At 51.7% G+C, this 18,064-nt stretch carries 16 protein-coding genes and 1 other RNA gene; 1 reads left to right on the top strand and 16 read right to left on the bottom strand.

The features are described from left to right. Positions 1-27: 27 nt before the first annotated feature. The 6 genes from DWX59_RS19145 to ybaK form a co-directional block, all read right to left on the bottom strand. Positions 28-2,301 carry a SpoIID/LytB domain-containing protein gene (locus DWX59_RS19145; protein WP_117560893.1) on the bottom strand — a complete coding sequence of 758 codons (2,274 nt, stop codon included), beginning with the start codon at positions 2,299-2,301 and terminating at the stop codon, positions 28-30. 74 nt (positions 2,302-2,375) lie between these two features. Then, positions 2,376-2,552: non-coding RNA, 6S RNA (ssrS, locus tag DWX59_RS19140), on the bottom strand. 75 nt (positions 2,553-2,627) lie between these two features. Continuing rightward, on the bottom strand, positions 2,628-3,971 hold the full coding sequence (locus DWX59_RS19135) for a pyrimidine-nucleoside phosphorylase (protein WP_117560807.1): 1,344 nt from the start codon (positions 3,969-3,971) through the stop codon (positions 2,628-2,630). Positions 3,972-4,001: 30 nt separating this feature from the next. Continuing rightward, complete coding sequence (gene cdd / locus DWX59_RS19130) at positions 4,002-4,415, bottom strand: cytidine deaminase (protein WP_117560806.1); 414 nt, start codon at positions 4,413-4,415, stop codon at positions 4,002-4,004. Continuing rightward, on the bottom strand, positions 4,381-5,076 hold the full coding sequence (gene deoC / locus DWX59_RS19125; RefSeq protein WP_117560805.1) for a deoxyribose-phosphate aldolase: 696 nt from the start codon (positions 5,074-5,076) through the stop codon (positions 4,381-4,383). The genes cdd and deoC overlap by 35 nt, the downstream gene beginning before the upstream one ends. 55 nt (positions 5,077-5,131) lie before the next feature. Then, positions 5,132-5,599 (bottom strand): Cys-tRNA(Pro) deacylase, encoded by a 468-nt coding sequence (gene ybaK / locus DWX59_RS19120; RefSeq protein WP_117560892.1) that lies wholly within the window; start codon positions 5,597-5,599, stop codon positions 5,132-5,134. Positions 5,600-5,794: 195 nt separating this feature from the next. Here ybaK and DWX59_RS19115 point away from each other — a divergent pair, with 195 nt between their 5' ends. Beyond that, positions 5,795-6,889, top strand: a complete 1,095-nt coding sequence (locus DWX59_RS19115) for a DUF362 domain-containing protein (RefSeq protein WP_117560804.1) — start codon at positions 5,795-5,797, stop codon at positions 6,887-6,889. Between the two features lie 36 nt (positions 6,890-6,925). On the opposite strand, the gene DWX59_RS19110 is transcribed toward DWX59_RS19115, so the two are convergent. The 10 genes from DWX59_RS19110 to DWX59_RS19065 all read right to left on the bottom strand — a co-directional run bounded on the left by DWX59_RS19110 (position 6,926) and on the right by DWX59_RS19065 (position 17,921). Further along, positions 6,926-7,672, bottom strand: a complete 747-nt coding sequence (locus tag DWX59_RS19110; RefSeq protein WP_235845115.1) for an alpha/beta fold hydrolase — start codon at positions 7,670-7,672, stop codon at positions 6,926-6,928. 120 nt (positions 7,673-7,792) lie between these two features. After that, the gene (locus tag DWX59_RS19105) at positions 7,793-9,511 is read right to left on the bottom strand and encodes a DEAD/DEAH box helicase (RefSeq protein WP_117560891.1); all 1,719 of its coding nucleotides are present in this window, start codon (positions 9,509-9,511) and stop codon (positions 7,793-7,795) included. Between the two features lie 364 nt (positions 9,512-9,875). After that, entirely contained in the window at positions 9,876-10,379 is a 504-nt protein-coding gene (locus DWX59_RS19100) for an L-2-amino-thiazoline-4-carboxylic acid hydrolase (RefSeq protein ID WP_117560802.1), read from the bottom strand. A 4-nt stretch (positions 10,380-10,383) separates the two neighbouring features. Beyond that, positions 10,384-11,631 carry a Zn-dependent hydrolase gene (locus tag DWX59_RS19095; RefSeq protein ID WP_166460269.1) on the bottom strand — a complete coding sequence of 416 codons (1,248 nt, stop codon included), beginning with the start codon at positions 11,629-11,631 and terminating at the stop codon, positions 10,384-10,386. After that, positions 11,624-12,565, bottom strand: coding sequence for a nucleoside hydrolase (locus DWX59_RS19090; protein WP_117560800.1), 942 nt, complete (start codon positions 12,563-12,565; stop codon positions 11,624-11,626). Before DWX59_RS19090 ends, DWX59_RS19095 begins: the two co-directional genes overlap by 8 nt. Beyond that, the gene (locus tag DWX59_RS19085) at positions 12,537-13,163 is read right to left on the bottom strand and encodes a nucleoside hydrolase (protein ID WP_117560799.1); all 627 of its coding nucleotides are present in this window, start codon (positions 13,161-13,163) and stop codon (positions 12,537-12,539) included. The genes DWX59_RS19090 and DWX59_RS19085 overlap by 29 nt, the downstream gene beginning before the upstream one ends. Before the next feature lie 17 nt (positions 13,164-13,180). Beyond that, a complete protein-coding gene (locus DWX59_RS19080) occupies positions 13,181-14,110 on the bottom strand; it encodes an ABC transporter permease (protein WP_117560798.1) in 930 nt (309 codons plus the stop codon). Between the two features lie 2 nt (positions 14,111-14,112). After that, positions 14,113-15,174, bottom strand: a complete 1,062-nt coding sequence (locus DWX59_RS19075; protein WP_117560797.1) for an ABC transporter permease — start codon at positions 15,172-15,174, stop codon at positions 14,113-14,115. Next, positions 15,174-16,706, bottom strand: coding sequence for an ABC transporter ATP-binding protein (locus tag DWX59_RS19070; protein ID WP_207660448.1), 1,533 nt, complete (start codon positions 16,704-16,706; stop codon positions 15,174-15,176). Before DWX59_RS19070 ends, DWX59_RS19075 begins: the two co-directional genes overlap by 1 nt. Positions 16,707-16,748: 42 nt before the next feature. Then, positions 16,749-17,921, bottom strand: coding sequence for a BMP family ABC transporter substrate-binding protein (locus DWX59_RS19065; protein WP_166460268.1), 1,173 nt, complete (start codon positions 17,919-17,921; stop codon positions 16,749-16,751). Positions 17,922-18,064 lie beyond the last annotated feature (143 nt).

Raw genomic sequence — 18,064 nt, 5'->3', positions numbered from 1 at the left:
GAAGCAATTTTCAAACACAACCAAATCCTATCCGCCGATTTCCCTGAGTTCCGTCCCGCTGTAAAAGAACTTCAGGATGGATTCATAATCCTTTCCTTCCTTAGCCATTCCCTGGGCGCCGTTCTGGCTCATGCCCACGCCGTGGCCGAAGCCGCCGCCATAGATGTGAAAGGATGGCTTTCCGTCCTCCCCGGTCCTCTTCTCTATGGAAATAAAGGCGCTTGGAAGGGTCGCGCTGCCTTCCATGGTCTTGCCGTCCTGCTTCTTAATGACAAGGGCCGGATTCCCCAGGGCAGAACGTATGGCGCCCTGCCCCTTGACCGTCACTGTGCCATCGCTTCCCGACACGCTCAGTTCGCTGGCAATGCCGCCGGCTCCCCGCCCCGTGACGGTCATATCCGTAACGGTCCCGGCCCCGTTTATCTGGGCAGATACCATGTCGCTGCTTATATCTGTCTCCCAGCGGAACATGGCATAGGAGGAGTCATAGGCCGTCACATCCCTGCTTCTTATAAAGGAATCAAAATCATCATTATCCCCTAAGTCCAGGGACTGCCTTCCCGGCTTTACTTCCACTGGCTGGAGATACGGGTATTTCTGCGGGTCCGTGCCCCACACGCCTGCGTCTGCGGTGCGGCCGCAGGAGGTGGAGAAATAAAAGGCGTCAATCGGCTTATCCTCATAGAAAAGCATCCTGCCGTATGTCTCCTTGACGGCCTGGGTGGTCTTTTCATCTGCCTGGGTGTTATTATATACCTGGAAGTTCGTACTGTCATCCACATGGGCGCCATACTGGCTGTAGGAATTGCCTTGGATCTGCCTGTATGCGTAGGTCCTGGCGCATACGGCCTGGGCCTTTAATGCCTCCTTTTCATAGGAGGGCGGCATCTCACTGGGCACCACCCTGGTCAGGTAATCTTCCAGATACAGGTCATTGACCAGCACCAGTCCCTCATCGCATGCCTTAATCTCCATCTTCCCGGTATAGACCGGCGTCCCCTGGCTGCGCTCAATGGAGGTGATTGTAACCCCGTCCGGGTTATCCGGGTTTAGGATGATACGGCCGTATTTAAGCCTGTCATCCCCTGGCTGGATTGTCAGCCCGGTTCCTGCCTCCAGACGTTCCTTTTCCGTCTTGCCTTTGGAGTTCTCATATTCCATCTCTGCCGGACAATTAAGCACAAGGCTGACCGATGGATGGTACAGGTTCTTAAATCCGGTATCCATGATCAGGACACGTATGGTCTTGGCGTCAAATTCCCGTTCCAGCAGCGCGGCACACAGCTTTCCGTCCGCAGCCACAAATTCCTGCAGGTCATACCCCACCAGGATATCATTTATACCTAATATCTTAAAATCCCCGTAAACCTTATATACATGGAAATTCTCAGAAACAGGTATCTCACCGTATCCTTCAATCTCAATGGCGTCTTCCGTCACCGAGAGCACCTTGCCGCTGATGCGTTCCTTCTTCATGGTAATCTTCCTTAGCTTGCCGCCCTCCATGTGAAGGTCCGCCAGGTTGCCTGCCATGTCTGAAACATCCCCCAGCTTCCCGCTGACTGGAAATTCGCGGTAAGCAGTGCCCAGATACGCCTTGAAGCTCCTGCCGTCCGTTTCAGCCAGCCATATGTTTTCGTAAACCACATCCTCCGACACCAATTCCCTCATGGCAATCATCTCGCCGTCCCTGGCAAGGAACCGTATCTCACAGTCCAGATACGCGTCCAGGGCAAGTCCCTGGAACCCGAAATTGCCTTCGGTTGTATATGCAGTCCAGCTCTCAGCCTGGGGCAGGTTGGAGGGCGTGCCGTAAAGCACTGCGTCTACCGTCTTCACAGCCCCGTCCGGGTCTGTCTGGGCCCTGATTCCTTCATAGAGCTTCCACCAGTCCTCTTCAGGGAATGACCTGTCCTTATTATGTCTGGTGGCCCCGGCCTCCAGCTTAAGCCTGCCCGAAACCTGTCCGGCCATAAAGGCCGCTTCCTGATATGTAAGGTATCCCTGGGCAGCAGAAAGGGTGGGCGGCGTCAGCTCCTCATCCAGATATCCCTCATCGTAGAGATAATCCATATATTTGACAAACCAGTTGTCCTTTTCCTTTGCTGAAAAATAAGAGCTTCCCCGCTCCTTTTCCCGGCTGGCACATTCCTCCTTGGTGGTAACTGCCAATGCCATTGCTTTAAACGCCTGGGCCCTGGTGATTCCGTCCTTTGGCGGCTCCATGGCAACTATGATTACCATCAGTATGATGACAATGGAAACAACACCGGCCACCCATGCAATCATCCTATTCTTCATATTCATATATCCGCTCCTGTATCATGGGGAGTAAAACGAATGAAAGCAGCGGGTGCACCGCTGCTTTTATCATCTGTAACCCCAAAATGCCGTCTCTTACTTATTGACGCCTAGCAATGCTAGGTGGGCAACCTCACTTAAACTTCTGCCTTCCACTCAAAGGAGGCCTGACATCCGTTTAAAAATATTGGAATCCCTTGTGTCTAATGTAGGTTCAAAATTGGTAAGAGTGTCGAACATTCCAGGTTATTACAGACGTTCATCATTTATCTTGGTGTTATTATACCCCAAACATCAGCGTTTTTCAAGCTGATTTTTCTGAACATTTATGGAAGTTTTTCCAATCCCTCAAACCTTTCCACCTCATATTCAGAAACTCTTGCATATATAAGGGTTTCCGGCCCCGGCGCATCCTGGCTGATGGTGCAGGATGAGAGGAATTTATCCGCGCCCGCCTGTATCCGCTCCATGCTGTCCGCGTAAAGGACCGCAAGGACGTCCCCGGGCATTACCTTTTCGCCGTATTTTTTCTTTAAGACGATTCCGGCCCCATAATCAATGGGGTCCTCTTTTGTATTGCGTCCGGCTCCTAAGAGCACGGAGGCGGTTCCGATGCCCTCTGTGTCCATATGGGAGATATAACCTTGTGCCGGCGCCTTGACCTCATATGCACAGGCAGGGGATCCAAACTGCTCCGGCTTCCATATGAAGCTCTCATCGCCGCCCTGGGCCTTTACCATTAAGGCCAGGCGCTTAAGGGCGCTGCCGTCATGGATGGTTTCCTCCGCCATCTTACGGCACTCCTTCACGGTTCCCCTGCCGGCCAAATGAAGCATATTGGCCGCCAGTTCCAGGCATACGCGGGTCAGGTCCTCAGGACCCTCTCCCTTTAAGGTGCGGATGGCCTCGGTCATTTCCAGGGAATTGCCGATGGCGTATCCCAGCGGGATATCCATATTAGTAATCAGCGCGCAGCATCTGCGCCCTGCCATGCATCCAATGGAAACCATCTTTTTTGCCAGGCAGATGGATTCATCCAGGGTCTTCATGAATGCGCCGCTGCCCGTCTTCACATCCAGCACGATGCTGTCGCTTCCGGCAGCCAGCTTCTTGCTCATGATGGAGGAGGCAATCAGCGGTATGCTGTCCACGGTGGCTGTCACGTCCCGGAGCGCATACAGTTTCTTATCCGCAGGCACCATGTTGCCGGACTGTCCAATCACGGCAATACCGTTCCCATTTACGATGTCAAAGAATTCCTCCCTTGGAATGGCTGTCTTAAACCCAGGTATGCTCTCCAGCTTATCCACGGTCCCTCCCGTGTGTCCCAGGCCACGGCCGCTCATCTTGGCCACCTTGACGCCCAGGGACGCCACCATGGGGCCAACAACCAGCGTCGTCTTGTCTCCCACACCGCCGGTACTGTGCTTATCCACCTTGATTCCCTCAATGGGCGACAGGTCCACCATGTCTCCGGAATGAGCCATCTCTAATGTAAGATATGTGATTTCCCGGTCATTCATTCCCTGAAAATAAATTGCCATCAGCATGGCGGACATCTGGTAGTCCGGAATCCGGCCATCCACAAAGCCCCTGACCATATAGGCAATCTCTTCTTCCGTAAGGGCGCCGCCCCGCTTCTTGGTCTCAATTAAATCATACATCCTCACAGTATCCACCGCCTTTCACAGCACCGATCATCATTTCTCCAGGTCATTTGGTCCGAAACTGTCCGGCAGCAGCTGCTCCAGGGTATATTCCCTGTAATCCTCAGCGCTCTTTGCCACCAGGATACGGAAGGCGGAGGGATTGCAGAACTCCCTCATCACCTGCCTGCACACGCCGCAGGGCGCACAGTAATCCTTTATCACCCCGTCCGGCCCGCCGCAGACTGCGATTGCCGTAAAATCCCTTCTGCCCTCGCTGACCGCCTTAAAAAATGCACACCGCTCAGCGCATACGCTGGGCGTATAGGACGCATTCTCAATGTTATTGCCTGTAAAGACCGTGCCGTCCCTGCAAAGCAGGGCTGCCGAGACATGGAAATGTGAATAAGGGGCATAGGATTTTGGCAGACCGTCAATAGCTGTCTGTATCAGCTTTTGCCTGTCCATCCCCACTCCCCCTTTCCGCCTTGGCCAGCTTGACGATCCGGCTGGTTCCCAGGCGCTCCGCGCCCAGGCTGATGAATTCCTCCGCATCCTCAAAGGACTTAATCCCTCCGGCAGCCTTCATGCGCACGCCTTCCCCGATATGCCCGGAGAAGAGTCTGATATCCGCGAACGTTGCCCCTGCCTTGGAAAACCCGGTGGATGTCTTGATGAAATCCGCTCCGGCCTGGGTGACAATTTCACACATCTTAATCTTTTCCTCATCCGTAAGCAGGCAGGTCTCGATGATCACCTTCAGGATATGGCCGCCGCAGGCAGCCTTCAGCTGGGTGATTTCATCTTTTATGCGGTCATAGGCCTTATCCTTTAAGTCACCGATGTTGATGACCATGTCAATCTCATCCGCTCCGTTGGCAATGGCATCCTTTGTCTCAAAGACCTTGACCGCCGTTGTATTATAACCATTGGGAAAACCAATGACCGTGCATACCGCCATCCTGTCCCCCACGTATTCCTTTGCGCGCTTTACATAGGACGGCGGTATGCATACGCTGGCCGTTCCATAGGCCATGGCGTCGTCGCAGATTTCCTTAATCTGGCTCCATGTGGCATCCTGCCCCAATAATGTGTGGTCTACCCTGCTGTAAATTTCTTTTCTGTCCATAGGTTCCCTTCTCCTTTAACATTGGTTTTATTCCATTATAATACAATCCGCTTCCCTAAACAAGGGAAACAAATATCCCCTCCACATATGCCCTCAGGGCTTCCGGTTCCAGCGTGACCTGGATTCCCCGCTGACCCGCACTTACCATGACGGTATCATGAAGCTGTGCCATCTCTTCTATATAAATGGGGTAATGCTTCTTCATCCCAATGGGGGAACAGCCGCCCCTGATATAACCGGTCACTGCCAGCATATCCTTGACGTGGATCATTTCCACCTTCTTTTCCCCTGCCGCCCTGGCCGCCTTTTTAAGGTCCAGTTCCTCATCCACAGGGATGCAGCACACAAAATATCCCTTTTTCCCGCCCTTCAGTACCAGGGTTTTGTACATCCTGTCATGCTCCACTCCCAAAAGGTCCGCTGCATGGCTGCCCGACAGGTCATTTTCATCCACCTCATAGGTTCCTGTCCCATAGGCAATCCCTGCCGCATCCAAAAGCCTCATCACATTTGTCTTAACCATCAAGCCCACTCCTGTCCTTCCTTTACATTCCACCACATCATAACCCTTTTTTGTGTATCCGTCAATGCGGGACAGACATATTAAAAGCATATGCACCCAATCGCGTCCCGCCTATTCACAAAATGGGATTTAACATATATAATAGGAAAAAACATCTGTATTAAAACAGAAAAACAACAGGAGGAACCTTTACATATGGAAAAAAACGATATCATCATCATTCACGGCAGGGATTATAAAAATATGGCAAAAAAGGTGCTGGAACAGGCTGATGTGGCCGGGGATATCGGCAGCAGGGATAAGAAGGTGGCCTTAAAGCCCAACCTGGTCACGGCCAAGGACCCGTCCAGCGGGGCCACCACCCACGGCGAACTGCTGGCCGGGGTCATTGAATACCTTCAGGAGCATGGATTTAAGGATATCACCGTGATGGAAGGTTCCTGGGTGGGCGACCGGACCGGGGAGGCCTTTCGGGCAGCGGGATATGACCGGGTCTGCCGCCGTTATGGCATTCCCTTTGAGGACCTGCAAAAAGATACATGGAAGGAATATGACGCTGCCGGAATGAAGATCAAGCTCTGTGACAAGGCGGCTGCCGTGGACTATATGATTAACATGCCGGTCCTCAAGGGACACTGCCAGACAACGGTTACCTGCGCCCTTAAGAACAACAAAGGAATCATCCCCAATTCAGAAAAACGCCGCTTCCACACCCTGGGCCTTCATAAGCCCATTGCCCATCTGAACACCATCGTACCAGGCGGCTTCATTCTGGTGGACAATATCTGCGGGGACCTGGATTTTGAGGAAGGCGGCAATCCGGTGGTGATGAACCGCGTGCTTGGACTGAAGGACCCGGTGCTCTGCGATGCATTTGTGTGCAGCTGTATGGGTTATTCCGCTGAGGATGTTCCTTATATCACCCTGGCGGAGCGCCTGGGCGTGGGAAGCACGGATGTTGCCCATGCCAACATGATTTACTTAAACCAGGCGTCTGAGGCGGACAGCAGGTTCCCCATGACCAGACGGGTTCAAAACCTGGCTTCTTACACCATGCCCTCCGATGCCTGCAGCGCCTGTTACGGCTCCCTGATTTATGCCCTGGACCGTCTGAATGACAGCGGATACCTGAGAAAGGGCCTTGGCCCCATCTGCATCGGCCAGGGCTACAAAGGAAAAGAAGGCCACATCGGCATCGGCCAATGCACCTCCTGCTTTGCAAAAACCCTGGGCGGATGTCCGCCAAAGGCAGCTGATATCGTGGACTTTTTAAGTGAAAACTGGAAATAAGGCCGGATAAAAGGACCGGAACGCATACCCCCTATCCTACAGCCCCTTTTCCCGCAGCCATCTGACGATATGGCCCGCATAGGCCCTTTCCTTTTTCAGCAGCGTAAAATGGTCCGCCCCCTTGACAAACACCACCTTTGCATCCGGGATCTGCTCCCCCATCCACAGGGAATGACGGGGGCGTATCATATCGCGGCGGCCGGTAAGAAGCAGCACCGGCGCCTGGATCAGGGACAGTTTTTCTGCCGTGAGATGGGGCCAGTTGGCCATCAGCCCATTTAACTGGCGGCCTGATACCGCCCGTTCCTTCATTCCCTGAGGCAGGGGCAGCTTCTCCATCACGCGCCAGAACCCATAACCGGACTTGACCTGGGCATAGGAAACAGCCGTCATGCCCCTTGGCAGCGCATTGCCGCTGACAGCCACCACGGCCAGCACCTTATCCGGATAGCGGCTGGCTGCCTCCAGGGCCACGTTGGCGCCGTCGCTGAAGCCCAGGATTACCGCCTTTGGCACATGGAGGACGTCCATTACCTGTACCACGTCATCTGCCATACTGGAAGTGGTAAGCTCCTGGGCGCGCACCGTATCCCTTAGTTTTGAAGCACCATGCCCGCGGCTGTCCATAAGGATGACCCGGTAGTGCCTGCTCATAAGTTCTGACAGCCGTCCGAATATCTGGTGGCTCTCGCCATTTCCATGAAGCATCACAAGGGGCACTCCCTGCCCCAGTTCCTTATAATATAATGAAGCAAAGCGGTTGTCCGCGTAACCTTCCTTCATCTGCATGACCTCCTATCTTCCATTGAGCCCTGACATGCCCGTATGTGTTTGGAAATTGCATAAAGCAAACAAGGCAGGCGCCGTGTAACTTCACACAGCGCCCCGCCTTTATCTCATGGTCTATCTTCTATTACTGTTTGCCTTTTCCACATGCACGTTCTTTCCTTTGATCTTGGCATGTGACATTGCCTTCAGCACCTCATCCGCATACTGTCCGGGTACATCCACAAATGTGTATCCGTCGTACATGTCAATGCTTCCAACCATACGTCCGGGGATTCCTGACTCCCCTGCAACAGCGCCCAGGATATCTCCTGGCGTGACCCTCTGGGCCTTGCCGATGTTGATGAAAAGCCTTGCCATCTTCTCATCTCCCTCGCCCAGGACATAGTCGACAGCAGCCCTGTCGGTGGCGCCCCTGCGGCTCCGTCCGTAAGCAGAGGAAGCGCCTCTCTCACGTCCGCGCCCGCGGCCCGCGCCTCTTCCGAAGCTGTCCAGGTCATCCAGGGAACGGGTTGGCATTGTACAGTCAATGACATCTTCATTCTCATCGCCCATGTTCATCTTGAGAAGAGCCGCAGCCAGGTCCATGGAAGTATAATCTTCTTCTATGAGCTTTTTCTCAATGATGTTCACCATCTTGGTCAGGTCATTGTCATTCAGTATATCCATCACCTGGTCCAGAACCTTCTCCACCTTAATTTCCGTAATATCGTTCAGGGATGGGATGGCCTGGGGAAGGATCTTGGTCTTGCAGTAGCGCTGGATGTCGCGCAGTTTATACACTTCCTTGCCCACAACCAGGCTGAAGGCCTTGCCTTCGCGGCCAGCCCTTCCGGTACGGCCGATCCTGTGTACATAGTACTCGTCATCCTGGGGCACATCGTAGTTAAATACTGCTTCCACATCGCCTACGTCAATGCCGCGGGCCGCCACATCCGTAGCCACCAGGATTTCCGTACGTCCGTTGCGGAAGCTGCCCATGACCCGGTCACGCTGTACCTGCTTCAGATCCCCGTGAAGGCCTTCTGCAAAGTATCCCCTGCCCTGAAGCGCCTGCACCAGTTCATCCACCTGCCTCTTTGTGTTGCAGAACACAATGGAAAGCTTTGGGGCATACATGTCTAACAGCCTGCACATAACCTCCACCTTGTTCTTTGGCTTCACTTCATAATAATACTGGGTCACCTTGGGAACGGTCAGTTCCTTTTTGATGACCCGGACCGTTACGGGATTATCCTGGAACTTCCTGGCAATATCCGCAATGGCCTGAGGCATGGTTGCTGAAAACATCAGGGTCTGCCTCTCTTCGGGAAGCTGGCTTAAGATGGTTTCCATATCCTCTAAAAATCCCATATTCAGCATCTCGTCCGCTTCGTCCAGCACAACGGTGTGCACATGGTCCATCTTTACCGTCTTGCGGCGCATATGGTCCATCACACGTCCCGGGGTCCCCACCACAATCTGTGTGCCGTCCTTTAAGGAACGTATCTGCTTTACAATATCCTGTCCTCCGTAAATGGGAAGCACCTTTGTGCCATGCATGAACTTGGCCAGACGGCGCATTTCCTCTGCCACCTGGATTGCCAGCTCCCTTGTGGGAAGCAGTATGATGGCCTGAAGCTTTTTCACCTTTGGATCCACCTTCTGAAGAAGGGGGATTCCAAAGGCCGCTGTCTTGCCTGTACCGGTCTGGGCCTGGCCAATCATGTCACGGCCTTCCATGGCCACCGGGATGGCCTGGGCCTGGATCGGTGAAGCCTCCTCAAATCCCATTTCCGTAATCGCACGGATAATTCTTTCATCTAATTGTAACTCGTCAAACTTAACTGTCTCCATATAACTGATTATGTCCTTTCTTCCTCCGCCTCTTCCCCTCATGGGCATGAGACAGGCCGCCTTGTGCATTTCCCCCACATTACCGCCAGAACCATATTTCCCGGTGTGGCGCCGTATAACCTTATACAGCCCCATACCCGCACCCCTGCTCAGGAAATATGACATGTGATGCACCGCAATATTAAGAGCGTTCCTTCACGAAACGAACATCCTTTTCACACAAAAAACGAGAGGTAATACAGGCACGTCGCGGCCTTTCATCCTCTCGCTTCCTACGGTAATTAACTATAACAGATATTCATGCTTCTGTCAATATTTTTACTTACTTTTTCCTGATGGGGTACATAGGGCAGCCCTGCGCAGATCATTTCATCTTAAAGCAGAAGGTGCATTTATGGTCATCATACATCATCTTGTCATGTTCGCACACAAGCCTTTCATTGTATCCGCGGGCAATGGAAGGGTCAATATTTTCACAGTAAATACGGCCGTAACGCTCCTGCCCTTCTTTCATCCAGGTCTCTGCAAAGATGCACCTGTCAAATTCCTGCCTGACCTCATCTTCCCCGTATGTATTCTCATAGCCGAACAGACCGCTGCGCTCCATGTCATAGTTCACCAGGTAATTCTGAAGGTCGTTTTCATTTCCCTTCTGCCGCGCCCTTCTGGCAATATCCTTTCCCCGCTCTTCGCCAAACTCCTGTACGGACCGGACCATGATTTCACGTCCCTCATCCCCCAGCCTCTCTTCTATGCGCCTGGCTATAATGGAAAACATTCTTGCAAACAGGATATACATGGACACCGGTTCATCTATTTCCTGGCCGTGGTCCTGCGCTCCTTCTGTTTTTTTCTTATCTGATCCCATTTCCTTAAATCTCCTTATCCAATCTTATAATCGTACGTATCAAGGCCTCCGTTACCTTCTCCAGGGCTTTTTCAGATACATATTCCTCCACATGATGGCTGATTCCTCCGGCACACTGGGAAAATATCATGACCGTTGGACATATGGACGCAAAATTCATGGAATCGTGTCCCGCGCCGCTGTCCATCAGCAGGCAGGCCTCGCCCATATCCAGGCAGGACTGCCTGACCGCATCAATCATCTTTTCATCCAGCGGGCATGGAGGTTTTCTTGTAAATGATTTTATTTCAACGGATAGCCCTCTTTGACGGGCAGCCTCCTCCAGATACCTATGGACCTGCTGTTCAATCCTTTCCCCAATGTCCTGGCTGCTGAAACGTATGTCCACTGAAAAGACGGTTTCCTGTACAATGCTGTTGCCGGACCCGGGAAGCAGTTTCATTTTCCCTACCGTGATGGTGGCCTTGTCATTATATTCCTGTTCCACAAAACGGCTGGCCTTCAGACAGACCTCATAGGCGGAAAGACTGCTGTCCCTCCTTAAGTTCATGGGCACCGTGCCGGGGTGCCCTCCTTTTCCCTTCATCCTTACTTCAAAATTGATGATTCCCCGTATCTTTCGGACAATGCCGATTTCAATCCCCTTTTGTTCCAGCACAGGTCCCTGTTCATCGTGGACCTCTATGAATGCGGCAGGAGGTTCCTCCAGCGCCCTGCGGCGGTCCACCTTTCTTGTTTCTTCCTTCCTGTACTGTCTGAGCATCTCATCCAGGGATACGCCGTCCGGGTCCTTATAATATGGAACCGTCCCATCTGCCAATGACCTGCATAGGTAGGCACTCCCAGTGAGCACATTGCCGGTGCGTGTGCCTTCCTCCTCCACCATGCCTATGATTTCCAATGAATGGTTTAGCTTTATCCGGTTCTCCATCAGGTACCTGGCTGCCTCCATTGCACAGGCAACCCCCTGTATCCCGTCGTATGCCCCCGAGCAGATGACCGTATCCAGATGGGACCCGGTTACAATGACACCCTTACCGGGATTTCCCTTCATAAGCCCGCACACATTGCCCAGATCATCTTCCCATATCTGAAGTCCGGTTTCCTCCATACGCTGTTTGATATAATCAGTGCCTCTTGCGTATTCCCTGGTCCAGCTGATCCTGGTAATTCCCTGCTCAAGAGGAGTGGATGAAATCCGGCTTAGGGTTTCAATATCCTTTCGTATCCTTTCCGCGCTTACCTTATACACGTATCTTTTCCTCTTTCTGGTAATATTCCATCATGTCCGTACAAAGGGCAACATAACGGTCCATGTCAATATCCATACCTATCAGGACCCGGTCCTCATCCCCATGGTACACAAGGGTCCTGCCGTCTTCCAGGGTCCCCTGGGTTTCCACTTGAACGCTGGCTTTCATCCAGGTGAACATGGAGGGGTCAATGACAGCCGCCACTGCCACCGCATCATGGATTACAATTCCAGGAATATTCATTTTCCTGAAATATTCCTCATAAAAGTAAAATACCTCTTCAATGGCCCTGCTTATCCTGCTTTCTATCTTGTAAAGCTCTCCCATCCTGTCAAACGGAATGGCCGAGCGGTTTGTCACATTCAGGCCCAGCATGCGCACCGGGATGCCGGAATCAAACACGATCCCGGCACTGTGGGGATCTGCCCAGATATTAAACTCGGCATATGCCGAACGGTTGCCATAACCGGCCGACCCTCCCATCAGCACGATTTCTTTTATAAGGGTCCCCATGTCCGGATATTTCAGGATAGCTGCCGCCAGGTTCGTAAGCGGTCCCAAAGCAATAATAACAAGTTCCCCCCTGCATCTGACAGCCTCATCATGAATAAAGTCCCAGGATGGCTGCTTCAGGGCGCTGCCTGAAGGGCTTGGGATGTCAAATTTCCCAAGCCCCCTGTCACCGTGGAGGAAGGAGCCCACCCGCTGGTCAATGCACATCGGTCCCTCAGCCCCAAAGGCAACCTTGGTATTGATTCCTGCAAACTCATTGATGGCAAGTCCATTTTCAAATGTCAGTTCTGCCTTCATATTACCTGCAACCACGGACAATCCCCTGATGTCCAGCCGGCTGCTGCTGTTTGCAAGGAAAATTGCGAAAATGTCATCGCTGCCAGGATCCGTATCAATGATTACCGGGATTTTTTCCATCATAATATCCTCCAATCAAGACTGTGTTCGGTTTCTTCTTACAGATATCCAGCCTGTCAATATACAGGGACCCATAGGTGCATCCCAAGTCCAGGATGACCGAGGCAAACACAGCCGGACCCGCGTCCATGGGTTCCAGCCCGGATATACAGCGCTTGAGGGTTTCATATTGGGACTGGAGTGTTTTCTCAGCCATTATGATCTTTTTAACATCCGCATTCATGACAATCCTGGCAGCAACGGGGTCGGACAGGATGTGTTCTTCCGATACAGGGTAATCCCTGTCCTTATTCTGTTCCCCTGGGCAGATCAGGATCCTTGCCATGTCCTCCTTTACATCCGGATGCGTGAACATCAGGCACCCCAGTGTGGTCATCTGGCCCAGACAGACATAATCCACCTTCTCACCAGCCGTTTTTATCTTATCATACAACAGGTCCAGTACATTCCTGCCTTTTTCTTCCGGAAACCCCCGCCGCTTCACAAGGGGTTTCCATGGCCCCATGAAAATGGAATCCTCCTGCCTGTAATTTGCTGTCTTTACATGGGCAGACGTAAAGTCAGGGCAGATTTTGTCCCCATAATCCATCACAACAAACATTCCATTTATCCTTTCTGTTATTTTGCCAGCTTTTTAAGCCGCCTTGTCCTTTTTGCATTCACGGAGTAGAAAACCAGCCCCAGCAGGGTAGCTGCATAGGGTATCATCTGGACGAATTCAGCCGGGACCCGCAGGCTTTGGAGCACATTGGCCAGCGCGTCCGCTGTGCCGAACACCATGGAAGCCATCAGCGTCCCGCCGGCATTGGCCCTGCCCAGATATTGGGCCGCAACGGCTGTGAATCCCCGTCCGGCCGTCATATCCCTGGAAAACCAGGACACATATCCCATGGAAAGATACATACCGCCCAGGGATGCCAGGAATCCGCATATGAGCAGCGCCGTTACCTGGGTCCTGATGATGTTTATGCCAACGCTCTCTGCCGCCTTTGGATTCTCTCCCACTGCCCGTATCCGGATTCCCAGCTTGGTCCTGTTTATGAAAAACCACACCAGGGCAACTGACAGGAATGCCAGATAGGTCAGGATGTTATGGTTGGATACCACTTCACCCACAAAGGGGATGTCCTTGATTACCGGAAGCTGGACCTGGGGGAAAACCAGGCTTTTGAGTTTGGTGGTCGTGCCTTTATCTTTTGTGAGCATATACATGATGAACACAGTTGCACCGGAGGCAATCATATTCATCATCAGCCCGGTAAGGAATATTTCTGCTTTCAGCTTAATGGCAAAATACGCCAGCAGGCCTGAAATCAAAAGTCCTGTTGCAACGCCGCACAAAGCGCCTATGAACAGGCTCTGGGTATAGGCGCTTCCCACCACACCCGCAAGGGCGCTGGCAAGCATGGTGCCCTCAAGTCCGATATTGGTTACCCCTGCTTTTTTCGCCACCGCTCCTCCAAGGGCCGCAAACAGGATAGGCGTTGTCACCCGCAGTGCGGAATATAAAAATGCAGCTGAAAAAACTCCACGGATTACTGCTTCCATACCTATGCCTCCTTTATCCCTGCTGCTTTAACAATGGCCCACTGTTTGTATTTGTTCAGGAACAATTTGGATGCCACGAATAAGACAGCAATTGCCTGTACCACGCTGACAATCTCCACCGGTACATCCGTTGTCCTGGACAGGATATCCGACCCAATCCTTATATACGCCAGAAACAGGGCGGCCACCGGGATCATCTGGGGCTTGTAATCTGCCAGGGTTGCTATGATGATGCCGTCAAAACCATATTGCGGCGATGCCGTGTACTGGAATCTCCGATACATGCCAAGGATTTCAATGCTTCCCGCCATGCCCCCGATAAATCCGCCGATGGCCTGGGATGCAAAGATAACGGTCAGGACGCTGATTCCCGTGTATCTGGCAAAGTTCTCATTCTTACCCGCCATCCGTATGGCATACCCCAGCCTGGTCCGGTACATGATAAGATAAACGGATATGACGCAGAGGACTGCAACCACAATACCGAAATGGATTCTTGTATGCGGCACAATGGGAGGCAGCTTGGAGGATCTGCTGATTGAATAGGATGCAAAGTATCCTGCCTGGGAATCCACCAGGAACCGGTTCACAATAAACAGTCCTGAATACAGTACGATATAGTTTAACATCAGGGAGGATACCAGTTCATTTGCCTGGAATTTCACCTTCAGCACTGCCGGAACCAGACATATGAGGCCGCCGATTACCCCGCTGGCCAGGAATATGACAATCTGGTGGATGCCAAAAGGCAGCGGGAGGAACACGGAAACAGCCGTTGCAATCACGGCGCCCATAAAGAAGCTTCCCTCTACCGCACAGTTTATCTGGTTCGCCTCAAACATGATGCAGATTGCCAGTCCAGTAAAGGTAAGAGGAATGGCCAATTCAATGATATTGCCAATTCTGGACACGCTCTGGAAGGGTCCCAGCAGGAAAGTTCCCAGGGAAGCCATGGGACTGCCGCTTACAGCCGTAATCACAAGCAGCATGAAAAGGATGGAGATGGCAATGGCAACCAGCAGACGCAGACCGTCAAATGTTTTTTCAATCTTTTTAATCTCCATTACATTCCCTCCTGTTTCTTCAGGCCGAGCATATACTCGCCCAGTTCATTTTCCGTTATCCGGCCCACGTCTTTTATATCTGCCGTAATCCTGCCGTCAAACATGACCATCAGGCGGTCGCTGAGTTCGAACAGTTCATTTAAATCCGCCGATACCAGCAGCACGGCGCTTCCCCTGCTTCTAAGTTCTAAAACCTTCTGCCGCACAAACTCGGTAGCGCCCACGTCAATGCCCCTGGTGGGCTGGTTCAGTATGATAAGCTGGGGATTGGTGGAAAACTCCCTTGCCACCACTACTTTCTGCATATTTCCTCCGCTGAGCATACGGACCGCCTCTGTCCCGTCCTTGGATTTTACCAGGAACTTTTCCCGTAACGCTTTGGCATAACCTGCAATTTTCTTCCGGTCTAACAGACCGTGGGAGGAAAATTCTTTTTTGTCATAAACATATGTGATAAGGTTATCACTGACACTGGCATCCCCCACCAGCCCCACAGCCACCCTGTCTTCCGGCACATGGGCGACCCCCATGAGGCGGATTTCCTTTATTGACTTATTTTTAATCGAGGTTCCCGAAACAGTGATATCACCTTCTGAAAAGCCTTCCAGCCCTGCGGCTGTCTCGGACAGTTCCTTCTGCCCATTGCCTTCCACGGCAGCAATCCCAACAATCTCGCCTGCCATGATCTGAAAATTGATATTGTGTAAAACCTGTTTTCCTGATTCATTTTCCTTATTCAGATTCCTCACATCCAGGACCACCCTGCCGGGTTCAACCGGATCCTTTTGTGTGTTCACCTCCAGATTCCTGCCCACCATAAGGCTGGAAATCTTTTGTTCGGAAACATCCTTTACATCATAGACACCTACGTCCTTCCCATCCCTTAATATGGTAATGCGGTCGCACAGTTCCTTGACTTCATTCAGTTTGTGGGATATGAATACGATTGTATGCCCATTGTCCCTCAGCCCCTTCAGTTCTGCAAATAATTCCTTTGTCTCCTGAGGGGTAAGGACGGCCGTGGGTTCATCCAGAATCAGTATGTCCGCCCCTTTATGCAGGGCTTTTAAAATCTCTACTTTCTGGCGGATGCCCACCGGCAGATCAGCCACCACGTCTGCCGGGTTCACGTCCATGTTGTATTTTTGTCCGATTGTCCTTGCCATCTCCATGGCCCTGCGGTTATCCAGCACGCCGTATTTACCCGGCTCATCCCCCAGCACGATGTTTTCTGCCACGGTCAGGGACGGAATCAGCATAAAATGCTGGTGCACCATACCGATTCCCTTGTGGATGGCATCAATGGGATTATGGATGGATACGGGGGAGCCGTTAAGGATGATTTCCCCTTCGTCCGGTTTTTCCAAACCGAACAGCACCTTCATCAGGGTGGTCTTACCCGCGCCGTTTTCCCCTGCCAGCGCATGGATTTCCCCCTTTCTGAGGGAGAAATCCACATGATTGTTGGCCACAAGTCCGGTAGGGTAAACCTTTGTGATATTCCTCATTTCCAAAATATTCGTATTATCCACGTTTCTACCTTCTCCTGAAAAATGGTTCATGTCTTACAGCAATCACGGCTTTACGGAATTACGGATCCCGCTTACTTCCTCCGTCGTCATTCCCAATGCGGTTGACACCTTTATGGTCCCATCCACAATGGCCTTTTCAGCCTGTTCCTCGCTGGTCACAATGGCATCCGGCACAATGGCTTTATAATTATCATTCACCGCTATCCCGGTTACATTTTCCTTTACCCCTACCAGTTCAAAAGAACCATAAGGAAGGGTTCCGTCAATCGCCATCCCAACCGCACGCTCAATGGATATCCCCACGCGCTTCATGACAGAAGTCACAATCACATCCGCCAGCGGATCATCCATTGACTTAAGCACCTCATATTGGTCCGCGTCACAGCCGATTGCAAGCACCCCTTTCTCGGAAGCAGCTTCAAACACACCGGTCCCCGCGCCGCCGGCGCACTGGAAGATAACATCCGCGCCCTGCTGTATCTGTGTCAGGGCAAGCTCTTTTCCCTTACCGGTATTAACATAATCACCTACATAGGAGGTTATGACCTTGATGTCACTGTCCACGGACTTTGCACCCTCTATGAATCCAATCAGGAAATCATTGATTACCGTCACATCCTGGCCCCCAACAAACCCGATTACCTTTTCTTCATTCATCCCCTCTACATCCGAGGTTGTCAGTCCGGCTGCCACTACGCCGGCCAGATAGGCGCCTTCGTTGGCAAGATAATCAACGGTATACACATTGGACATATTGAAGTTCTCATAATCAGCCCTTGCCCCAAATAATATGTATTTCTGGTCCGGATAATCCTGTGCGATTTCCTGGAGGATTTCCTTTAATGTGTTGGTACAGAGTATGATGACGTCCCAGTCCCCGGACTCAGAATATTCAGTGATGGTTGGTTCGTATTTTGTCGCATCGCTTCCCATCTCAACAATCTTTGTCTCACACCCGTAATTTTCCTTAATTGCTTCCATTCCGGCGGCCGCTGAATCATAATATGACTGGTCGCCTAAAACACCGTTAATCAGAAGGGCAACCTTAAGTCCCTTTTCTTCTGTCTTATCCCCGGCAGCCGAGGTATCTGCTGCCGGCGACGGGGAACCGGCAGCCGTGCTGTCTGCTTTTGTTCCCGACGTGTCCTGGCACCCGGTTAACAGTAAAAGCGCCATTATACCTGCCAATATTCTTGCATACATTTTTCTCTTCATTCTAATACCCATCCCTTTCATACAAAATTCACCTTAATACGTCATATAAACAAGTGTTTCATTTCCTTCTCTTTTTCCCTGAATCCGTCCTCCCAAATATGTCCTCCCTTCTAATTTTATATTTTCCACCGTTTTATATTGAA

The organism is Enterocloster aldenensis (assembly GCF_003434055.1).
In the GTDB taxonomy this organism is placed as follows: Bacteria; Bacillota; Clostridia; order Lachnospirales; family Lachnospiraceae; genus Enterocloster; species Enterocloster aldenensis.
This window is presented reverse-complemented; position numbering and strand designations above follow the sequence as displayed.